This window comes from Paenibacillus wynnii, from assembly GCF_000757885.1.
GTDB lineage: Bacteria > Bacillota > Bacilli > Paenibacillales > Paenibacillaceae > Paenibacillus_AQ > Paenibacillus_AQ wynnii.
Genome location: NZ_JQCR01000003.1, coordinates 1007778 through 1025277, shown reverse-complemented (window position 1 = coordinate 1025277; position 17500 = coordinate 1007778). Strand labels below are relative to the sequence as shown.

Genomic DNA, 17500 nt, shown 5'->3' with positions numbered 1-17500 from the left:
ATTTTCTCGTTCAGGGCTGCCGCCTTTTGAAATATTGGAGTCATTGCGTCAGATCAACAACTAATCCAGTGACTGTATAAGTAACCTTTGAGGAGAACGTTACCGCAACTAATAATAAAATAACCAGTCGCCGGAAATCCGCAGGCGACTGGTTATTTAGTTTCTTTTAAACCTGAATGGAGTCTGTGCTCCTGGAATGAATCACTTCGCTGCACTTCGGATCATCTGCGTAAGGCTTCTAATTTCCTGAATATCACGTGTCGCTCCCAGGATAATCCAACCGGTACTCTGGCCACGGGGTCCAATATAGACAACTTCACCGTCTATCGTTTTTTGCTTCATGGAATTGGGTCTTGTTTTACATGGCTCCAGAGCATACATGAAGTCCGTGACCGCCCGTTTGGCTACCAGGGAACGGGGATAACATTGCAGGGAACGAACCACATAAGCTGCGGCATCTTGCCCAGTGTTCACCAGCATCTCGGCTGTCAACTCCTCTCCCTCCTCTCCCCTCTCTGCGGCAGAGCAATAATCACGGATCTGCGGCAGAGTTGCCAGCCCTTCCACCAGCTCAGGAACGTATTGATAACAACGGATCGGGTCCAGATTCGTCCCGGAATCGTAGACGGCTAACGGGTTATCTTCCGGCGGGGCAGAATCACGGAGCAGCATTTTTGCGGGGGAGACCGGCAGGACATAACTTCCTCCGCCTGACATAAAAGCCCCCGCCAGTTGGATATGGTATCCATCATCTATCGGTTGAGCTGTATCCGTTAAGTTGCGCACTGTATCCTCCCTGAACAGCGCAGCCGCCCCGTAATTGGTTACGATCCGGATTGATTTTTCATATACAGGCTGCATCCCGTATCCTCTTATTGGAACGTTGCCTTCCAAGCAGATCTGCCGTTCATCCCAGATCAGCCGTACCGATTCCGGCAACGTCGGGGAATAGGAACCCGTCCCGTGGACAGTTCTTACCTCATCCGGGGTGCCGAAGATTTCAGGCCCAATGGCCGCAACAGCCGCATAAAAGCCTGAATCCCAGCCCGAATGCTCGTTGTCGGACAAATCAACGTGATCCGGATGAAGCAGATACCGCTCATCTCGCTCCCAGCTAATCTTCTCAGAATCTAGCCAGATTTCCCCAATGTCCATCCCCCGTTCTAAGATCACGGTATAGATAAGTCTGCCGCTGCTTACAGTCAATAAGTGCATTTGCGAGCCTATGCGATCTGTAATAAACGTCAGGGTGGCAAAGCCGCCTCTAGGGAGTGCTTGCGGAATGCCCGGCTGCATTTGCGGCAGCGTCAACACGGTTGTCTGCTTATTGTTCATTCAGGCAGACTCCCCATCCGCTGTCGCCTGTTACGGTGATTTGACTCAGCAGAATGACAGGTTCAAGCTGTTGGAAGCTGTTAATGATAAGATGAGCGCGGGCAAGCTGCTGCCCGTCTCCGATGCCGACAACACGCATGCCCGCCCGGATCGCACCTTCTACTCCTGCTGCCGCACCCTCAAAGACAAAACAGGCGCCCGGTGCTACACCGAGCTGCCTGGCTGCCTGCAGGAATACCTCCGGGTCCGGCTTCGCCTTTACAATGCTATTCCCATCTGCGATCGCGTCAAACAGCGGTCTGATGTTCACTTGATCCATAATGAACGGGGCGTTTTTGCTGGCCGATGCAATCGCTGTTCTAATTCCGCATGAGCGCAAATGAGCAAGAAAGCTGCGTACACCGGGCAAGACATCAGCAGGCGTAAGCGTTGCAAGGTACTCCTTATACCACTCGTTTTTCCGGTTAGCTAGCGCCTCCCTGCGTGTTAGGGGCATCTCTGTAATTCCCCCGACTCGAAGTAGAAGATCAAGTGACTCCATACGGCTGACGCCCTTTAACTGCTCATTCTCCCTTTCGCTGAAATCGAATCCTAACTCTCCGGCAAGCGACTTCCAGGCTTGGTAGTGAAATTTCGCGGTATCGACAATAACGCCGTCCAAATCAAAGATAGCTGCCTCAAATGGTTGTGTTCGCAACATCATTCCCTCCGTTCAGCTTAACAACCTCATAAGTATCTGGATGAACCGTTACCCGGTAACGTTCATGTCTCCAAGCAAGATGGAAGCTTAACTCCTCCCAGCCCTCAGGCAACCGGGGCTGCAGCTGAATGGTCTCGCTCCACATCGCACTTGTCAAACCGGCAAAGCCATAAACGATCAGCTGCCACAGGCCGCCGCAATTGGCGATGTGAATCCCCTCTGCGGCACCTTTTTTCTCCAGGGAGAGATCGATAGCCATCACCCGCTGCAGGAATTTTGCCGCAGTCTCCTTCTGATTCAACCAGGAGGCCACAATGCCGTGAACCGCCACGGACAAGGAGGAATCATGAGTCGTGATCGGCTCATAATAATCATAGGCCGCCTTCAGTTGCTCTTGGGAGAACTCCTTCGGAAACAGCAGCATTAATTCCAGAACATCCGCCTGCTTTAACGCCTTGGAGCGATAATTGCGCTCCTGGGAAATGAAATGGCCGAAGGATCTGGATCTATCGGTCCACAGAGCAGCAAAATCCACATCTGCATAGGAAGCGAAATCGTCAGATTGCGGAATGAGTTCTGTCCGGCTGTCATAAGGCAGCCTCAGCTTCTCCGCCGTATGCCTGAACAACTCACGTTCACCGGGACGAAGCTCCAGTCGCTCGGCCGCCACCGCGTAGCTATCCGGCTTACTGACTTGGAGGCTGTCCAGACAGGTAACCGTCTGCTCCAGACTGAATTTGACCATGCGGTTGGTGAAGGCATTGTTACGGGTAAAGGGTAAATATTCGTCCGGTCCCATAACGCCGAGTAATTCGCAATACCCCTCCCGGTTCCAATCCACCCGGTCACACCAATAGCGGGCGGTCTCCACCAGAATATCAATGCCGTAGATCTCCAGAAATTCATCATCTCCGGTAGCTCTCACGTAATGATATAGCGCATACACTATATCCGCTGTTATATGAATTTCGTGATCAGCGTACTGCCAGTTGGCACATTGCTCTTCCCCGCTTAACGAGGACTCCCAGGCATACCGTGCTCCACGGTATCCATAATTCTGCGCGTTGCGCCTGGCTCCCTCAAGCGTATTGTAGCGGAACAGAAGCAGATTGCGGGCTGCCTGCGGGTTGGTGTGCAGGAAGAAGGGCAGCAAGTTGATCTCCGTATCCCAGAAATACCTACCGAAATACGCCTCGCCGGCGTAACCCTTGGCACAAATCGCCACACGGTCATCCTTCTCCGCATTGGAGCGGATCAGATGGTAGAGCGAAGCGCGGATGCTTAATTGCGCCTGATCATCACCCTTGATGACGATATCGGCATACTGCCACTTGCTCTTCCAGCTGGCAGCATGCCGGTTATACAACGGGTCCCAGCCTAAATCACGTGCGTGGCTGAGATGAGCACTTGCCCTGTCACAGACAGTTCCCTCCTCCCTATCCCGGTTCGTTGTCACCGCAGTCAGCTTGTTGATAGTCAGCCGATCCCCGGTCTGCAAGTTGCATTCCCCGCGGAGTGCCGCCATCATCCGGGTATGTTCTGCCTGCCAAGTCACCGGTTCAGATACTTCCAGCGCAGACAGCATGAAGATTTGATTGCCCTCCTCCGTCACGGTCCGGAGTGACAGGCGGCCCTCTGATTCCGCCGAGGGAGTGATCCGGGCAAAATGATTCATTCCATTGGTCCGCACATCAGCGCGCAGGGTGGCTTTTACCTCCAGTCTGCCTCCGCCCGACAGCACCTCAATCTGCACCCGCTGGATGCAAAGATGAGTATCCGCCATACTGATGTAGCGGTTGAAGGTGCATTGAAGTCGCATGCCCTCTGCTGTCTCCCATATCAATGAACGATGGAGGCTTCCGTCCCGCAGATCCAGCCAGCGCCTATAGCAGCTGATCCGGCTGCGGTCCATGTCCAGCTTTTCTCCGGCTGACCGGAATTCAAGTCCTAAATAATAAGGGAGGTTTACAATCTCTTCCTTCAGCAGCGGATGCGAGCCGACAATGCCAGGGATGAAGGTTCCCTGCTTAGACTTGGGATGCCTCGGCTTCTCAAGTGTTACATTATCGGGAAAGCGCAAATACTCCTCATCCTGGGGCGCATCGCTGCACCCCTCCTCAAAGCTTCCACGAACATGCATATAGCCATTTCCTTGGGTAAAGAGTCCTTCATAATGCTTATGTAGCCCAGCCTGATAGCCGTTTTCTTTCAGGCACCACAGGTTTTCCTCATTCATTTGCAACCCCTCAGTTTCTCCGTCCTCTTTCCCCTTGTTCATCACTCGGTTCATCATCCCTTGACCGCTCCCGCAGCAAGTCCGGATACAACTTGTTTCTGCAGCAGGATATAAACAACGATACTCGGGATGATGACGACCATCGTAGCGGCAAACATGACGCCGTAATCACTGGCAAACTGACTTTTGAAATAATAGAGCGCGAGCGGCAGTGTCCGGCTTTGATTACCCGTTGTCAAAATAATTGCGAATTGAAATTCATTCCAACAGAGCAGAAACTGCATCACACCCGCTGTGCCGAAGCCCGGCTTTGAGATGGGCAATATAATTTTGAAAAACGTCTTGATGAAACTGGCACCATCCAGGTAAGCCGATTCCTCCATTTCTTTCGGAATCGTCAGGAAATAGCTTGACAGAATATAGAGCGAGACCGGCAAACCGAACCCGGCATAAACAATAATAAGTCCGATCAGCTTGTCATACAGCCCCAATGCGTTAACCGTCAAATATAGCGGTTGCAGCATGGCAGCACCTGGAATCAATAGAGACAGAGAGAACGCTCCCACCAGCAGCTTTTTGAAACGGAATTGAAAACGCGCAAGTACGTAAGCTGCCATTCCGAGAAGAAACAAATTCAACACGGTTCCGAAAATCCCCACGATTACACTGTTGATATAGAATCGGGAAATCGGAGCTATTTTGAAAGCCATTACATAATTGGAAAAGCGGAAGCTGTGTGGCCAGCCGAGTGAATTGTTCAGAATTTCGGCATTGGTCTTAAACGAAGCCATTAACACCCATAGAAACGGACCAAGCGATAACAGGACAATCAGCAAGACAAATAAATACTTGAGTACAGACAAACCTTTTTTCAACATTCTCACCCCATTCGCACCATTCAGTTTTGGGAGCTGCCTATTCGAAACAGATTTCGGCAAAGCAGGACAAAGATCAAGCCAAAGCCGATTAGAAAGACGCCCACTGAATTGGAATAACCGAAGTTGTTGTCCATGAGTGCGGTCTTGTAAATATAAATAGGCAAGTTCATCGTTTCATTTCCGGGTCCGCCGCCGGTCGTCATCAAAATAATATCCATCTTCTGCAGCATGCTTGTTCCGGATAGAATCACACAAGTGCCTATAATATTACGCAGCATGGGAATGACGATGTAAAGATTGATTTTCAGGTTACTGGCTCCGTCAATTCGCGCGGATTCATACAGACTTTCTGGAATTGCTGCGATTTCAGCCAGAATGAGAATTGTGACGACAGCCGCGTAAGGCAACCAGGTCATTGTGACAGAGAAGAAAGCCGTAGCATAATCCATGAACCAGTTCTGAGCATAATCCGCATTCCCGAGCAAACGGACTATGCTGTTCACCGCACCGAAATCAGGATTGAGCATGACCAGAAACAGCATACCTACGGCTGCACCAGAGATGATGTTTGGAAACATGTACACTGTCCGCGCAAACTTCCAGTAGAATTCCTTCATACTGAGAATAATTGCAAATAGGGTGCCGATAGCAACGTGAATGGTGGACTGGAGCAAAACCCAGACAAATGTGTTAATTGCACTCTGACGAAAATCGGAATCGTCAGTAAACAACTGGATATAGTTCGCGAGTCCAATGAAAACCGGTTTTCGTCCGGCTGACCATTCCGTAAAGGACGTGCCGAACAGAATGACAAGCGATACCGCATAGACAATAATAAACAGTACTACAGCAGGCAACAGAAAAAGCGTGATGTACCCTCTATTTTTCCTAACCATCCATATGGTCCTCCCCAATCCTAGGCTAACTCTTTATTTATTTTTGGCTGCAATATCAGTCAATTCCTGAGCAATCTCCTCTGCCGTCGAGCGGCCAGATACAAGTTTCGGATACAGAGTCTTCCAGGCATCCGTCACGTTGGGATAGACGATGGAGTCGAGCGTTCGATAATGAATTTGCGTCTTTTGCGCTACCAATATAGATTCAACAAGAATCGGATATTTCTGCTTCAGCGCGTCCGAAGGCTGAACTTCATTCGATACCGGCATTACATTGCCATATTCAAGCGCAATGGTCTGACCTTCAAGCCCCGTCTTGAAACGGATGAATTTCTCAGCGGCGTCGCGGGTTTCCGGCGTTTGGGCTCCGATCATATAACCAACCTCATAGGTGGAGATCAGACTGTTGTTCGGAAAAGCTGCAACTCCCACTTTCTTATCGAAATCTTTACTGCTTTTGGTCGGATCGCTGAAGTCACCGATCATCCAGGGGCCATTGGCAATCATAGCCGCTTTGTTCTGGCTAAAGGCGTTTGCTGCATTGGCATATCCGGCGCCTAACGCATCCTTGGTCGAATACTTCTCCATTAAATCCTTCATCAAGTTAAGTGCCTGAATCATTTCGGGCGTATTAAAGTTGGTGGGGTGTAGTGTGTTCATGAACGATTTGCCGTTATCCCCGTTAGTGCCGATCATGGCAGCAAGAATCAAGTTGCTCGTCCAGGCATTCTCCCCGGTCATCAAGGCGAGCGGAACAAAGCCCGCTGCTTTAAGCTTCTCGTTGTTACTTATAAATTCATCCCATGTCTCCGCCGGCTTGATCCCAGCTTGCTCAAACATCTCCTTATTGTAGAAATATCCGATATTCTGCTTCTGATCGCTGATCGACCAGATCTTTCCGTCCCGGGTATTGGATGTAAGCGCATCTTCTCCGATCGCGGCCTTCCACTCCGGGTTCTTGTCTAAATAATCATTGAAAGGGGTTGCAAGATTTCCTTTGATCAGAACGTCATTAATTCCGTCCTTGCCCATGACGACATCCGGAACATCCCCGGAGGCTGCCAAAATTTTGATTTTGTCAACATATGCGGCATCACTTGGAATTTCTTCAACCACTACTTCCACTTCATCACCATACTTGGCATTAAACTGCTTGATCTGTTCTTCCTCCATCTTGGCTGACGCGTGAGTGCCGACCCGGAAGGTAAGATAAGAAATTTTCACTTTCGCCTTAGCTGCTGGCGCGGAATTTCCCGAGTCGGCTGTTGCGGCCGCCCCGCTATTCTCTGCTGAATTCTCTGATCCGCATGCCGAAATGGACATGGCCAAAATCAGAGTGCTGGCCAGAGCAAAGCCCGGTTTGTACATTGGTTTTTTCAAACTAAATCCCCCTTTAATAGTGATGACCTGATACAAGAGCGTAACCCTGCGGCCAATTGCAGTTTGTTACAGCTCTCATTGTAGAACAAAGAATAATGTGAATGAATTCGTTTTTCGGTATTATCTTTTATAAAATCTTGAGCAAATAGGATAAGTCAGCAGGAAAGCTGAAAGGGCTTTCAGATTTCTTTAACTCTTCATCATTTTCTTTACCATATCGCCCGAAACGGCTGTATTTCCTTCTGTTCGGCTATTCGCCATAATAAAAAAATTATATAATACCTTTACTATAAGACTCATCAACCAAGGAGCAACCTGCATGACGAAAGAGCGTATCCTGCGACGGCTCAGCCTTCGCCCACTTTTCGGATTTTTCTCCCGCATTCCGGTAAGGAATAAAATTGTATACATAATCTTTCTTCTGATTCTTCTGCCGATGACCTTCGCTGGCTGCTACTTCTATTGGAATATCTCCCAGATTCTAACTAGAAATGCCAATGATAATCTGTCCCTTCTGATCCGCCAGACCAACGATAATATTGAGAAATCCTTTCAAATTATTGATAATACCTCCCTGCATTTCCTCTCCAATAAAATGTTAAGAAGCTGGTTAATCGACGATGTGTCTCTGAGCGATGACTTCTACAAGAAATTCGTCAATAAAAGTGAAATGGAAGAGGACCTGAAGTACAGCCTTATGTTCAACAATGCTTGGAATATCAGCCTGCTGTCAACGGCTTATGTATATTTTGATACGGACAACTATGTATCCGTTCTCAAGTCACCGCCCAACATTGAACAAATTAACAAGAACAATCTCGCTGTCTATCAATCGGTTAATGGCAGAATGGTCCGGGGCAAGGAGATCCTCAGGCCAAGCCTCCAGGACCCCACCATCTATTTCACACGGGTGATGTCCAATATCAATCTTCCCCAGCAGCGTCTTGTGCTGATCTTTGGCACGAATGAGGCAGATTTGGCAGAAGAGTATTCCGGCCTGCTCGCCTTCACGGGCGCTATGGCCTACATTATTGATAACCGGGGGATCATCTATTCCAGTGCTGATAAGCAGGAGTTAGGTTCTAATGTTTCTCCTGATATATTAGCGCTGAAAGACCATACCGAAGTTAGTGAAGTCAAGCTAAATCAGGAAACCTACCTGGCCGCTTCCCGCAGCATCGGCACAACCGGGCTTACCTTCATTGCAGGTATCCCCAAGAAGCAAGTACTCTCCAAATTATCTGGGAGTATGCATAATTACATATGGATCATTGCTCTAATTGCTTTCGTATCCCTCGCGGCAGGAGTCCTGTTATCTCTTCGCTTTACCCGGATCGTCCGTGATCTGCTGCGGAGTATCCGAAAAGTAAAGAAAGGAGATTACAACACAAGAATGCCGACCTTCAAAGATGTGGAGCTGAACCAGCTGAGCACCACCTTCAACAATATGACCGACGAAATCAATTATCTCATCAAAGATGTATACGAGAAGCACCTGCTAATCAAGGAGTCGGAGATCAAATTTCTGCAAGCTCAGATGAATCCCCATTTTCTGTTCAATACGTTGATTACCATTGGCTACAAAGCGAAATTGTCTAAAGATGAGACCGTTTACAATATGGTGACATCCCTTACTGAGCTGCTGCAGGCAAGTATTTATTCCAACAGCCTGGCCAAAATCCCGATCCGGCAGGAACTGGATTTCATCAAATTTTATCTTTATCTGCAGAAACAAAGGTTCGAAGATAAGATGGAGTATACGATCCAGATCGAGGATGAAGCCATACTGGATTTGCTGCTGCCCAAGCTGAGTGTCGAAACCTTGGTGGAAAATGCTGTGGTGCACGGTGTGGAAAAAAAGCTGGGCAAGGGGATCATCTCTATCCGCATTTACCGCAGAAACGATTCGATTTATTTTGAGATCACGGACAATGGCATCGGATTTGAGCATGTTCCAAGGAATTGGAATACGTTCGAAAACACCACCATACGCAAACAAGGCCACAATAATATTGGTCTGATCAACACGCATAAACGGGTCAAGCTGATCTACGGCGAGCCTTATGGAATTGATGTCGAGAGCGAACTTGGGGCAGGATCCAAAGTAACCCTTCACATACCAACAGATTTGGGGGAAATATCGCATGTATAACGTCATGATTGTTGATGATGAACCTGTTATCAAAAAAGGGCTGCAGTGTTTTATTGATTGGAGTGTTCTTCATTGCGAGGTTATTTGTGAGGCATCCAATGGGATTGAAGCGATAGAACTGCTGGGCTATTATGAGGTAGATATTATTGTAACCGATATCCGCATGCCGGGGATGGATGGTCTTGCCTTATCGGATTATGTGCACCAACACTTTCCGCAAATCAAAGTCATTATTCTTACTGCCTTTGCGGACTTCTCCTATGCCCAAACAGCGATTCAACATGAAGTGGTCGATTTTGTGGTTAAGACGAATCCCACAGAACAGATCCCCAGGGCCATTGAAAAAGCAATACTCCTGCTGGAAAAGGAACGGGAGCAACAGCAGAAGGTAAAACAGTTGGAGAGCAAAATCAACGATAATCTGTCCGAAATCAGCGAAAAATTTCTAAAGGAAGCCGTCTATGGCTTGATCAGCGATGAAGCGGATTTATTGGGCCGCTCGAGAGAGCTGGGCCTGCAATTAGAAAACTACTTCGGAGTCTATATGGAAGTCAAATACATGCCCGGGCCTCATGGAAATGCAGGAGTCGGAGCGAATGATTATCACCGGTCTTTGGCTTCCATCCGCCAATTCCTTGTATTGGCCTTCGGGGAACGCCCCTCTTATATTATGGCCATGGAGAAAAACACCCTACTAGCGCTTGTCTCCATAGACGACGGCAATGCAGCAGCCTCCACACAAGCTTTGCTCACCATTAGCAATGAAATTCTGGCCATGTCAGACAACTTCAGGCAATATTATATCAATATCGGCATAAGCCTGATGCACCGGGATGTGCTGACGCTGTCCAATGCTTACCTTGAGGCCAGAGAAGCACTGCAAGGCAGCTTTTATAACGATAATTATGTCGCTGTTTATATGCCCCATACGAACCGGCCACTTGCTCCCGGAGCTACTCCCCATCACGCCGCAGAGCAAATTACCGAACAGTTGAAGCACGGACAGAGCGAGCAGGCAATCTACCGGCTGGAGCAGCTGCTTGAGGACTATAGGAGTATCAAAGAACCGATTGAGAATGTAAAAGTAGCTTGCCTTCTTATCAGTTCTAACTGTTTTCGCTTGGTGACCGCCAGCCAGATCTTAGCAACGGAGATGGATGAAAGCCAATCCGTGGTGTATAAGCAAATCCAGGAGAGTAGGAGCATTCAGTTGTTGGCAGACATCCTCAAGCGTTTGATTCAAAGTTGCTCAAAGGCAGTGGCACTTCATGACAAACAACCCAATTATATCGTTATTGAATGCCAGAAATATATAAGAGAGAATTACAACCAGAACCTGAGTTTGCAGATTATTGCCGACCATATCCATATCAACAGTAGCTACCTCAGCCGCCTTTACAAAAAAGTGACGGGTGAGTCCATCATCGACGTAATCAACAAGTATCGGATTGAAATGGCCAAAAAATTACTCAGAAACCCAACAAGTAAAGTATTTGAAGTCGCGGAAGCCGTTGGCATTGAGACGCCTGCTTATTTCACCCATGTGTTCTCCAAATATACAGGAATGAGCCCCAAAGAATACAAGCTGAATTATTCACAGAACGAATTGGGATAAAATTCAACGGATAAGGCTATCTACCGACACATTGGATTATAAGAAATCACTTCATTGTCATGAACTGAAGTCATTTAGTTCTTCTTCTAGAATTGCATATTGATATGCATCGTGCCAAAGCGGCTCACCTTCTTCAGTTTTGTGGAAAAAGGCTTTCTTTTTGTGATAAGCTTCTCTTCGCATATTTAAACGCTCCATTAATCTCCAAGACGCTATATTTTCTGGATTACACAAGGCAATCACTCGATGGATTTTTAGTTCATTAAATCCATATTGCAGAATTCCTCGGCAAGCTTCAGTCGCATAACCGTTCCCATAAAATTTTGGATTAAAGATATATCCAATTTCCCAAGTCATGAATTCATAGGGCTCTATTTGATTAAAATATACATGTCCTATCATTTTTTCTTCATCTCGTAGTATGACTGCCCAAAAATTATTTCCCTTTGAACGCTCTAAAGCGAATCTTCTACACTCTTCAACATCACATGCTCCTACCGGTTCGTATTTAAGTACATCATCAAGTGATAAATATTCATATAAGTCTTTCCAATCAGAGGGAATAAAGTTTCTAATTATTAATCGATCAGTTTCTTTTTTTATCATTAGCATCACCTTTTAATAAATTTATGATTTTGTCATTTGCCTAAATTATAGATACATTTGAAAAAAGCCACTGCGTTTGTGCAGTGGCTCTAAAATTTTTCGATTGCGTCGCGGTCTTAATGATCTACACCATGATTTAGAAGTACGATCCTGGTATCTGCACCTGGTGTTTTGCTATAAGCGCTAACTACTGAAGAATTAATTCCAACTAAAGTGATTACAACTACCATGAGCATAAACATCTTTTTCATTTTGAATTCCTCCTCTAGTCTAGTATTTTTAACATAATAGCTTGGTACTCTGCAAGTTGATCTGAGTTCGTATGTTCTCGGAGCGATTCAAAAAGAACGACGGACTTCCGAAACCCCGTGTCATCTTCTAGTCTAATACATGATGTCAAAGACTGGAGTATTATATTTATAGAATCATAGTATTTCCCATTTATGGAATAATATTTTGCGAGCAAATATATGTAATCTATAAAATATCGGACGTTTCTTTCTGTTTCATAATATTTGCCCATTGCAGTTAATTGATTTTCAAAATCAGTTTGAATAGAATCGATAGAGTATTTATGACTAATCGCAGACTCCAGGATGGTAAGCATCCCAGGCAGCAATTCCTCCTCATTACTCTGCAGGAACTTGAGGTAATCCGTGAGGACGTCCATTTTCCCTTCCAACAAATCGACAACACCTTTTATCATATTCAATCAAAATTGATTAGGCCGGCTACCATAGTTTTTTTGTTATATTAAAGACAATCTCTTAAGTGCATTGTAAATTCCATGTTCATTGCAACTATCTGTGATAAAATCGGCTTTTTCTTTAACTTCAGCTTCAGCATTTCCCATTGCGATCCCAATTCCTGAAACTTCCATTAGTTCAATATCGTTCATTCCATCTCCAAAAAAGACAATATCTTCGCGCTTAAATCCATTTTCTTCAGCGATCTTCAAAATTGTTTTTGCTTTCGATCCTTCTCTCGGGATGACATCTAAACCAAATTTGTGCCAACTCACATATCTGAATTCTTTAATATCGTATTTTTGAAGATCTTCTGACTTACAGAAAAGCATAGCTTGAATAATTGGATTTTCTTCCCAATACATTTCATCAAAGTCAGGGATGGTCCATCCTAGACTTTCGTAAGCCTTAGTTAAAGACTCTCCAGGATTTTCGAAGTGTCTTTTTAATCCATTTGCTGTTTGGAAAACAATCTGATCATTGTTTTCCGTTCCAATTTCAATTAATTTCATGAGAGATTCTTTTGGTAATATTAACTCATGGGCTAATTCATGACGGACATACCCGACTGATCCATTACATAAAACATAGGTATCAATTTCAAGTTCTTCAATGATGGATACCGCTGAGGTGTAGTCTCTTCCTGTCGCAATGCCGATTTCATGTCCACTTTCTCTAATGGAAACCAAAGCCTGTTTTGTACTATCGAGAAACTTCATTTCTGTCGTTAATAATGTTCCATCAATGTCAAAGACAATAAATTTTTTGTACATTTTCTTTCACCACATTCTGCTATATTTTTATTTAATATCATTAATTAGTTCCTGCCCATTGGTTAAGACAAACCCGGCAGTAGAGTTAAGCTCCTATATGTAGGCTAAAGTATGAAATCCTTTTCAGGTCAAGAGCTAAATCGACTAGCGTACAATGAAGTGATACGGAGATCTCTATCTTATCCTTTAATTTCTAGGTGGTAAGATCAAAGGCTTGTTAAAGGCTGATTCTCTTACTTACGACCAGTTGTATCGTTTCAACTACTACTTTTGCCTCGGCAATAATCTGGTGCAAAATACTGTATGAACCTTTCTCCATAAACTTATTTTGCTTCTTTCATAAATGCTCTAACGTTCTCAGCGATTTCTTTGAATTTAGTATGGTGTAAATAATGTGATCCATCCATGGTTATTACTTTTCCATGTACTGAGTCTTTAATCTGTCCTTCATGCAAAGGTATCCATCCTTTTACCACTTCATTATTCGCTTGTACAAAGAGAAGAAGTGGAAGGTCCTTAGGGAATGTTAAGTCGTGAGCCTCAATAAAATTAGAAGAAATATGGTCCATCTCATTCAAGGTAGTGTCATTATTCATGTTTTTATTCGAAATCATTTTCATCTGCTCTACGGTTTTATCAACAAATGATAATGAAGAATAGGGGTCAGCACCTAGTTTTGTCATCATTCTTAAGAGACCTGATTTTTTGAGGAATTCTAACTTTTTTAATGGGAATTTGACATCCATACCCGGTTGTGTTGGAACACTGCTGTCAATTCCGACAAATGCAGTTACCTCGTTTGGATATTTATTTACATAATTAATTCCGTAAATGCCTGCAATGGAGTGGCCCATGAGCATGTATCGGTTAATATTAAGCTGCTGTAGAGCTTCGTGAACTTCACCTACGATATTCTCTGTGGATCGCTCCTTTTCAGTTCCATCACTTAATCCATAACCGAAAGGCTCAACCGCGACAACTTTGTAAAAAAGAGATAATTCATCGATAAGCAGCTTAAAATCAAGCGCTGGAGCAGCTGTTCCAAAACCAGGCAGCAGCACGATTGTTTCCTGGCCTTCGCCTTGAATTAACACATTCATATTTTTCACGTCTACAGATACATGCTGACCATAGGACTCTATTCTTCTTTGCTCCGAATTACTACTGATAATATTTACTGTATAAACAATAGCTAGAAAAAGCACGATTGTTATTACGATTGCTCCAATGGTTTTAAGTAAAATGTTTCGTGCTTTCTTTGATTGGGTTCCATTCCTCGTTTTTATTTTTTCTGTTTGTGTCACTCTCATCTTCTCCTGTCCTGATCTGACAATGATGAATTCCTAATGGCTGAATGCAACAACAATATGATCTATGTTTACTCTACAATAAAGAGACACTCTTTATAACGGTTCTACAAAATAATAACTTGAAACGTATATCCCACCAACTTCGGTGACTAGGCCTTTCCCCACGAACAATGACAGGCCTTTCCAGATTCTTCGATGTAAAATAGTTTTTTCTCTGTCTCAAACGGATATCAGGATTGCTTTTTCAGAGCACTTCTATCATTTTACAGGAGAACACTAGTGTAGTGCATGTGCAAGAATATTAACTGATCGAAGGGAAACGCCATACATCAACCTAAAATTTCCGTTTATGTTTTACTACTCGGGATGTCAACCTCTACTTAAACCAAAAAAACCACATACAAGTTATTATTCTTGTATGCGGCTAATATTCAATTCTTATGATGAAATGATGTCAACGATTATTTCTTCCCGCAATTACTGATGGCCTACAATTCGATGAGAGGTACGTAAGGTTCTTCTAACGATGAGATCTCCTCAGAGGTTAGCGAGATCGAAATTGCAGATACTGCATCTTCAAGATGTGATATTTTTGTAGCTCCAATTATAGGTGCTGTTACCGGTTGTTTTTGTAGCAACCAGGCTAATGCGACCTGTACGCGGGAAATTTCGTGGCGTTCTGCTATAACACCAACCTGATCCACGACCAATTGATCTGCCGCTGCTGTAGAATCATATTTTTGTTTCGCAACATGATCCGTTTCAGATCGATAAGTTAATTCCTTTGGATCTCTTGTTAATCTACCTCCTGCGAGCGGACTATAGGGGATTACGCCGATTTGTTCAGCTTTGCAGAGTGGCAGCATCTCTCTCTCCTCTTCCCGATATATGAGGTTTAGGTGATTTTGCATAGATACAAACCGAGTCCACCCATGCTTCTCTGCTACGAATAATGCCTTTTGAAATTGCCAAGCATACATTGCGGAAGCACCAATATATCTTACTTTTCCAGACTTTACTATGTCATGTAATGCCTCCATAGTTTCCTCAATCGGTGTATGATAATCCCAACGGTGAATTTGATATAAATCTACATAATCAGTTCCTAGTCGCTTAAGGCTCTTATCTATCTCGGACATAATTGCCTTACGTGAAAGCCCTGCGCCATTGGGTCCCTCATGCATACGCCCATGAAGTTTAGTTGCAATTACAATCTCATCCCGATTTGCATACTCCTTGAGTGCCCGTCCCAGAATTTCTTCGCTTCTCCCCAAGGAATACACGTTCGCGGTATCAAAAAAATTGATGCCCAACTCTAGTGCTTTTTTTATCACGGGTCGACTTTGCTCCTCATCGAGTACCCATTTATGAACCCAATGCTCCGCATCACCAAAGCCCATAGAGCCAAGGCAAAGCCGTGATACGTCCAATCCGGTATTTCCAAGTTTCATGTATTCCATTTGATCTCCTCCTTAAAAAAAAATACGAGTTGTGCCTAACCTCTACAATAGGCAGCTTGGTTAATGTACGATATTCAAAGCAACTTCAGGATTGAGTCCTTATTACTTCTTTATTTAGTAATATCATCGTTATAGTGCCTGAGATAAGAATAACAAGCATAGGTTTCTTTGCCCACAAGCTCATATCGATCTTCTGACTTGCAGAAAAGCATAGCTTGAATAATTGGATTTTGTTCCCAATACATTTCATCAAAGTCAGGGAGATGCACCATCCTAGACTTTCGTAAGCCTCAGTGCTAATTCATGACGGACATACCCGACTGATCCATTACATAAAACCTTCAACTTTTATTCTTTCTCCATCGTGCTGATATCAATCACAAAACGGTACCGGACATCCGAAGCTAATACCCGTTCCCAAGCTTCATCGATCTGATTCGCGCTGATAACCTCAATTTCAGGGACTATGCCGTGTTCAGCACAGAAATCAAGCATTTCCTGCGTTTCACGAATTCCACCAATCATGGATCCGGCAAACGACCGACGGTGGCCGATCAGCGTAAAAACATTAACGGACAACGGCTCCGCAGGGGCGCCTACATTGACAAGCGTACCATCCAGTGCCAGTAAAGAGAGATAAGCGCTCATATCAATCTTCGCACTCACCGTATTTATAATTAAATCGAACGACCCAGCCAATTGCTTAAATGTCTCCGGATCACTTGTGGCATAATAATGGTCTGCGCCAAGCTTTAATCCATCTTCTTTTTTCTTCAAAGACTGTGATAGAACTGTAAGCTCAGCCCCCATGGCATGAGCGAGTTTGACTGCCAAGTGTCCAAGTCCGCCAAGGCCAACAACAGCTATCTTTTTGCCAGGGCCAGCCCCCCAATGACGCAGCGGTGAATACGTCGTGATACCTGCGCAGAGCAGCGGTGCTGCGACGTCTAACTCCATACCATTGGGAATTCGAACCACAAAGTCTTCTGTTACAACGATTTGGCTGGAATATCCTCCTTGTGTATATTGACCATATCTGTCAGTGGCTGCATAAGTTCCCGTCATTCCATTCAGACAATACTGCTCTTCTCCCTTATGGCAATTAGCACACTCTCTGCAGGAATCGACCATACAGCCTACTCCTACACGATCGCCAACGGCAAACTTTCTGACCGCAGAACCAACACGAGTAACAATACCGGCAATCTCATGCCCTGGAACAAGCGGATAGTTCACCGGACCCCATTCTCCGCGTGCCGTATGAATATCAGAGTGGCAAATCCCGGAATATTTAATCTCAATAAGGACATCATGCGGCTGAAGCTCTCTTCGTTCTATGGTGGTTAGTTTAAATGGTCCTTCTGGACTAAACGTTGCACGCGCATTAACTGTAATCATAGTAAACCTCCTAGT

Annotated in this window: 13 protein-coding genes and 1 pseudogene; 2 read left to right on the top strand and 12 right to left on the bottom strand. The window is 45.0% G+C overall.

Going from position 1 to position 17500, the window contains the following annotated elements; genetic code table 11:
- Window positions 1-201 precede the first annotated feature (201 nt).
- The 6 genes from PWYN_RS20120 to PWYN_RS20095 are packed head-to-tail and all read right to left on the bottom strand — an operon-like array spanning window position 202 to window position 7425.
- Window positions 202-1335: a DUF4432 family protein gene (locus PWYN_RS20120; protein WP_052088208.1), complete on the bottom strand. Its 1134-nt coding sequence runs from the start codon at window positions 1333-1335 to the stop codon at window positions 202-204.
- Window positions 1325-2032, bottom strand: coding sequence for a beta-phosphoglucomutase (gene pgmB, locus PWYN_RS20115; protein WP_240479798.1), 708 nt, complete (start codon window positions 2030-2032; stop codon window positions 1325-1327). The genes PWYN_RS20120 and pgmB overlap by 11 nt, the downstream gene beginning before the upstream one ends.
- A complete protein-coding gene (locus tag PWYN_RS20110; RefSeq protein ID WP_205622777.1) occupies window positions 2013-4328 on the bottom strand; it encodes a glycoside hydrolase family 65 protein in 2316 nt (771 codons plus the stop codon). The genes pgmB and PWYN_RS20110 overlap by 20 nt, the downstream gene beginning before the upstream one ends.
- Window positions 4325-5149 (bottom strand): carbohydrate ABC transporter permease, encoded by an 825-nt coding sequence (locus tag PWYN_RS20105; protein WP_084146822.1) that lies wholly within the window; start codon window positions 5147-5149, stop codon window positions 4325-4327. Before PWYN_RS20105 ends, PWYN_RS20110 begins: the two co-directional genes overlap by 4 nt.
- A gap of 20 nt (window positions 5150-5169) precedes the next feature.
- Complete coding sequence (locus tag PWYN_RS20100) at window positions 5170-6045, bottom strand: carbohydrate ABC transporter permease (protein WP_036655556.1); 876 nt, start codon at window positions 6043-6045, stop codon at window positions 5170-5172.
- A 33-nt stretch (window positions 6046-6078) separates the two neighbouring features.
- Window positions 6079-7425, bottom strand: a complete 1347-nt coding sequence (locus tag PWYN_RS20095; RefSeq protein ID WP_205622776.1) for an ABC transporter substrate-binding protein — start codon at window positions 7423-7425, stop codon at window positions 6079-6081.
- Window positions 7426-7744: 319 nt separating this feature from the next.
- Here PWYN_RS20095 and PWYN_RS20090 point away from each other — a divergent pair, with 319 nt between their 5' ends.
- Entirely contained in the window at window positions 7745-9577 is a 1833-nt protein-coding gene (locus PWYN_RS20090) for a sensor histidine kinase (protein WP_036655554.1), read from the top strand.
- Window positions 9570-11192: a response regulator gene (locus PWYN_RS20085; protein ID WP_036655551.1), complete on the top strand. Its 1623-nt coding sequence runs from the start codon at window positions 9570-9572 to the stop codon at window positions 11190-11192. Before PWYN_RS20090 ends, PWYN_RS20085 begins: the two co-directional genes overlap by 8 nt.
- A gap of 57 nt (window positions 11193-11249) precedes the next feature.
- Here PWYN_RS20085 and PWYN_RS20080 read toward each other — a convergent pair whose 3' ends face one another.
- From PWYN_RS20080 to PWYN_RS20055, 6 genes and pseudogenes are all read right to left on the bottom strand, one after another.
- Window positions 11250-11798, bottom strand: a complete 549-nt coding sequence (locus tag PWYN_RS20080) for a GNAT family N-acetyltransferase (RefSeq protein ID WP_036655549.1) — start codon at window positions 11796-11798, stop codon at window positions 11250-11252.
- A gap of 116 nt (window positions 11799-11914) precedes the next feature.
- Window positions 11915-12049, bottom strand: coding sequence for a hypothetical protein (locus tag PWYN_RS30345; protein WP_276203432.1), 135 nt, complete (start codon window positions 12047-12049; stop codon window positions 11915-11917).
- A 497-nt stretch (window positions 12050-12546) separates the two neighbouring features.
- On the bottom strand, window positions 12547-13317 hold the full coding sequence (locus PWYN_RS20070) for a Cof-type HAD-IIB family hydrolase (protein WP_036655544.1): 771 nt from the start codon (window positions 13315-13317) through the stop codon (window positions 12547-12549).
- Between the two features lie 323 nt (window positions 13318-13640).
- Window positions 13641-14621, bottom strand: a complete 981-nt coding sequence (locus PWYN_RS20065; RefSeq protein ID WP_036655541.1) for an alpha/beta fold hydrolase — start codon at window positions 14619-14621, stop codon at window positions 13641-13643.
- Window positions 14622-15104: 483 nt separating this feature from the next.
- A pseudogene (locus PWYN_RS20060) lies at window positions 15105-16087 on the bottom strand (aldo/keto reductase).
- 348 nt (window positions 16088-16435) lie between these two features.
- Window positions 16436-17485, bottom strand: coding sequence for an NAD(P)-dependent alcohol dehydrogenase (locus PWYN_RS20055; protein WP_036655540.1), 1050 nt, complete (start codon window positions 17483-17485; stop codon window positions 16436-16438).
- Between the last annotated feature and the right edge of the window lie 15 nt (window positions 17486-17500).

Excerpts from the sequence above, each read along its gene's own strand:
- PWYN_RS20120 (WP_052088208.1), bottom strand. The coding sequence starts at position 1,335 with ATGAACAATAAGCAGACAACCGTGTTGACGCTGCCGCAAATGCAGCCG.
- PWYN_RS20110 (WP_205622777.1), bottom strand. The coding sequence starts at position 4,328 with ATGATGAACCGAGTGATGAACAAGGGGAAAGAGGACGGAGAAACTGAG.
- PWYN_RS20105 (WP_084146822.1), bottom strand. The coding sequence starts at position 5,149 with ATGTTGAAAAAAGGTTTGTCTGTACTCAAGTATTTATTTGTCTTGCTG.
- PWYN_RS20100 (WP_036655556.1), bottom strand. The coding sequence starts at position 6,045 with ATGGTTAGGAAAAATAGAGGGTACATCACGCTTTTTCTGTTGCCTGCT.
- PWYN_RS20090 (WP_036655554.1), top strand. The coding sequence starts at position 7,745 with ATGACGAAAGAGCGTATCCTGCGACGGCTCAGCCTTCGCCCACTTTTC.
- PWYN_RS20085 (WP_036655551.1), top strand. The coding sequence starts at position 9,570 with ATGTATAACGTCATGATTGTTGATGATGAACCTGTTATCAAAAAAGGG.
- PWYN_RS20080 (WP_036655549.1), bottom strand. The coding sequence starts at position 11,798 with ATGATAAAAAAAGAAACTGATCGATTAATAATTAGAAACTTTATTCCC.
- PWYN_RS30345 (WP_276203432.1), bottom strand. The coding sequence starts at position 12,049 with ATGAAAAAGATGTTTATGCTCATGGTAGTTGTAATCACTTTAGTTGGA.
- PWYN_RS20070 (WP_036655544.1), bottom strand. The coding sequence starts at position 13,317 with ATGTACAAAAAATTTATTGTCTTTGACATTGATGGAACATTATTAACG.
- PWYN_RS20055 (WP_036655540.1), bottom strand. The coding sequence starts at position 17,485 with ATGATTACAGTTAATGCGCGTGCAACGTTTAGTCCAGAAGGACCATTT.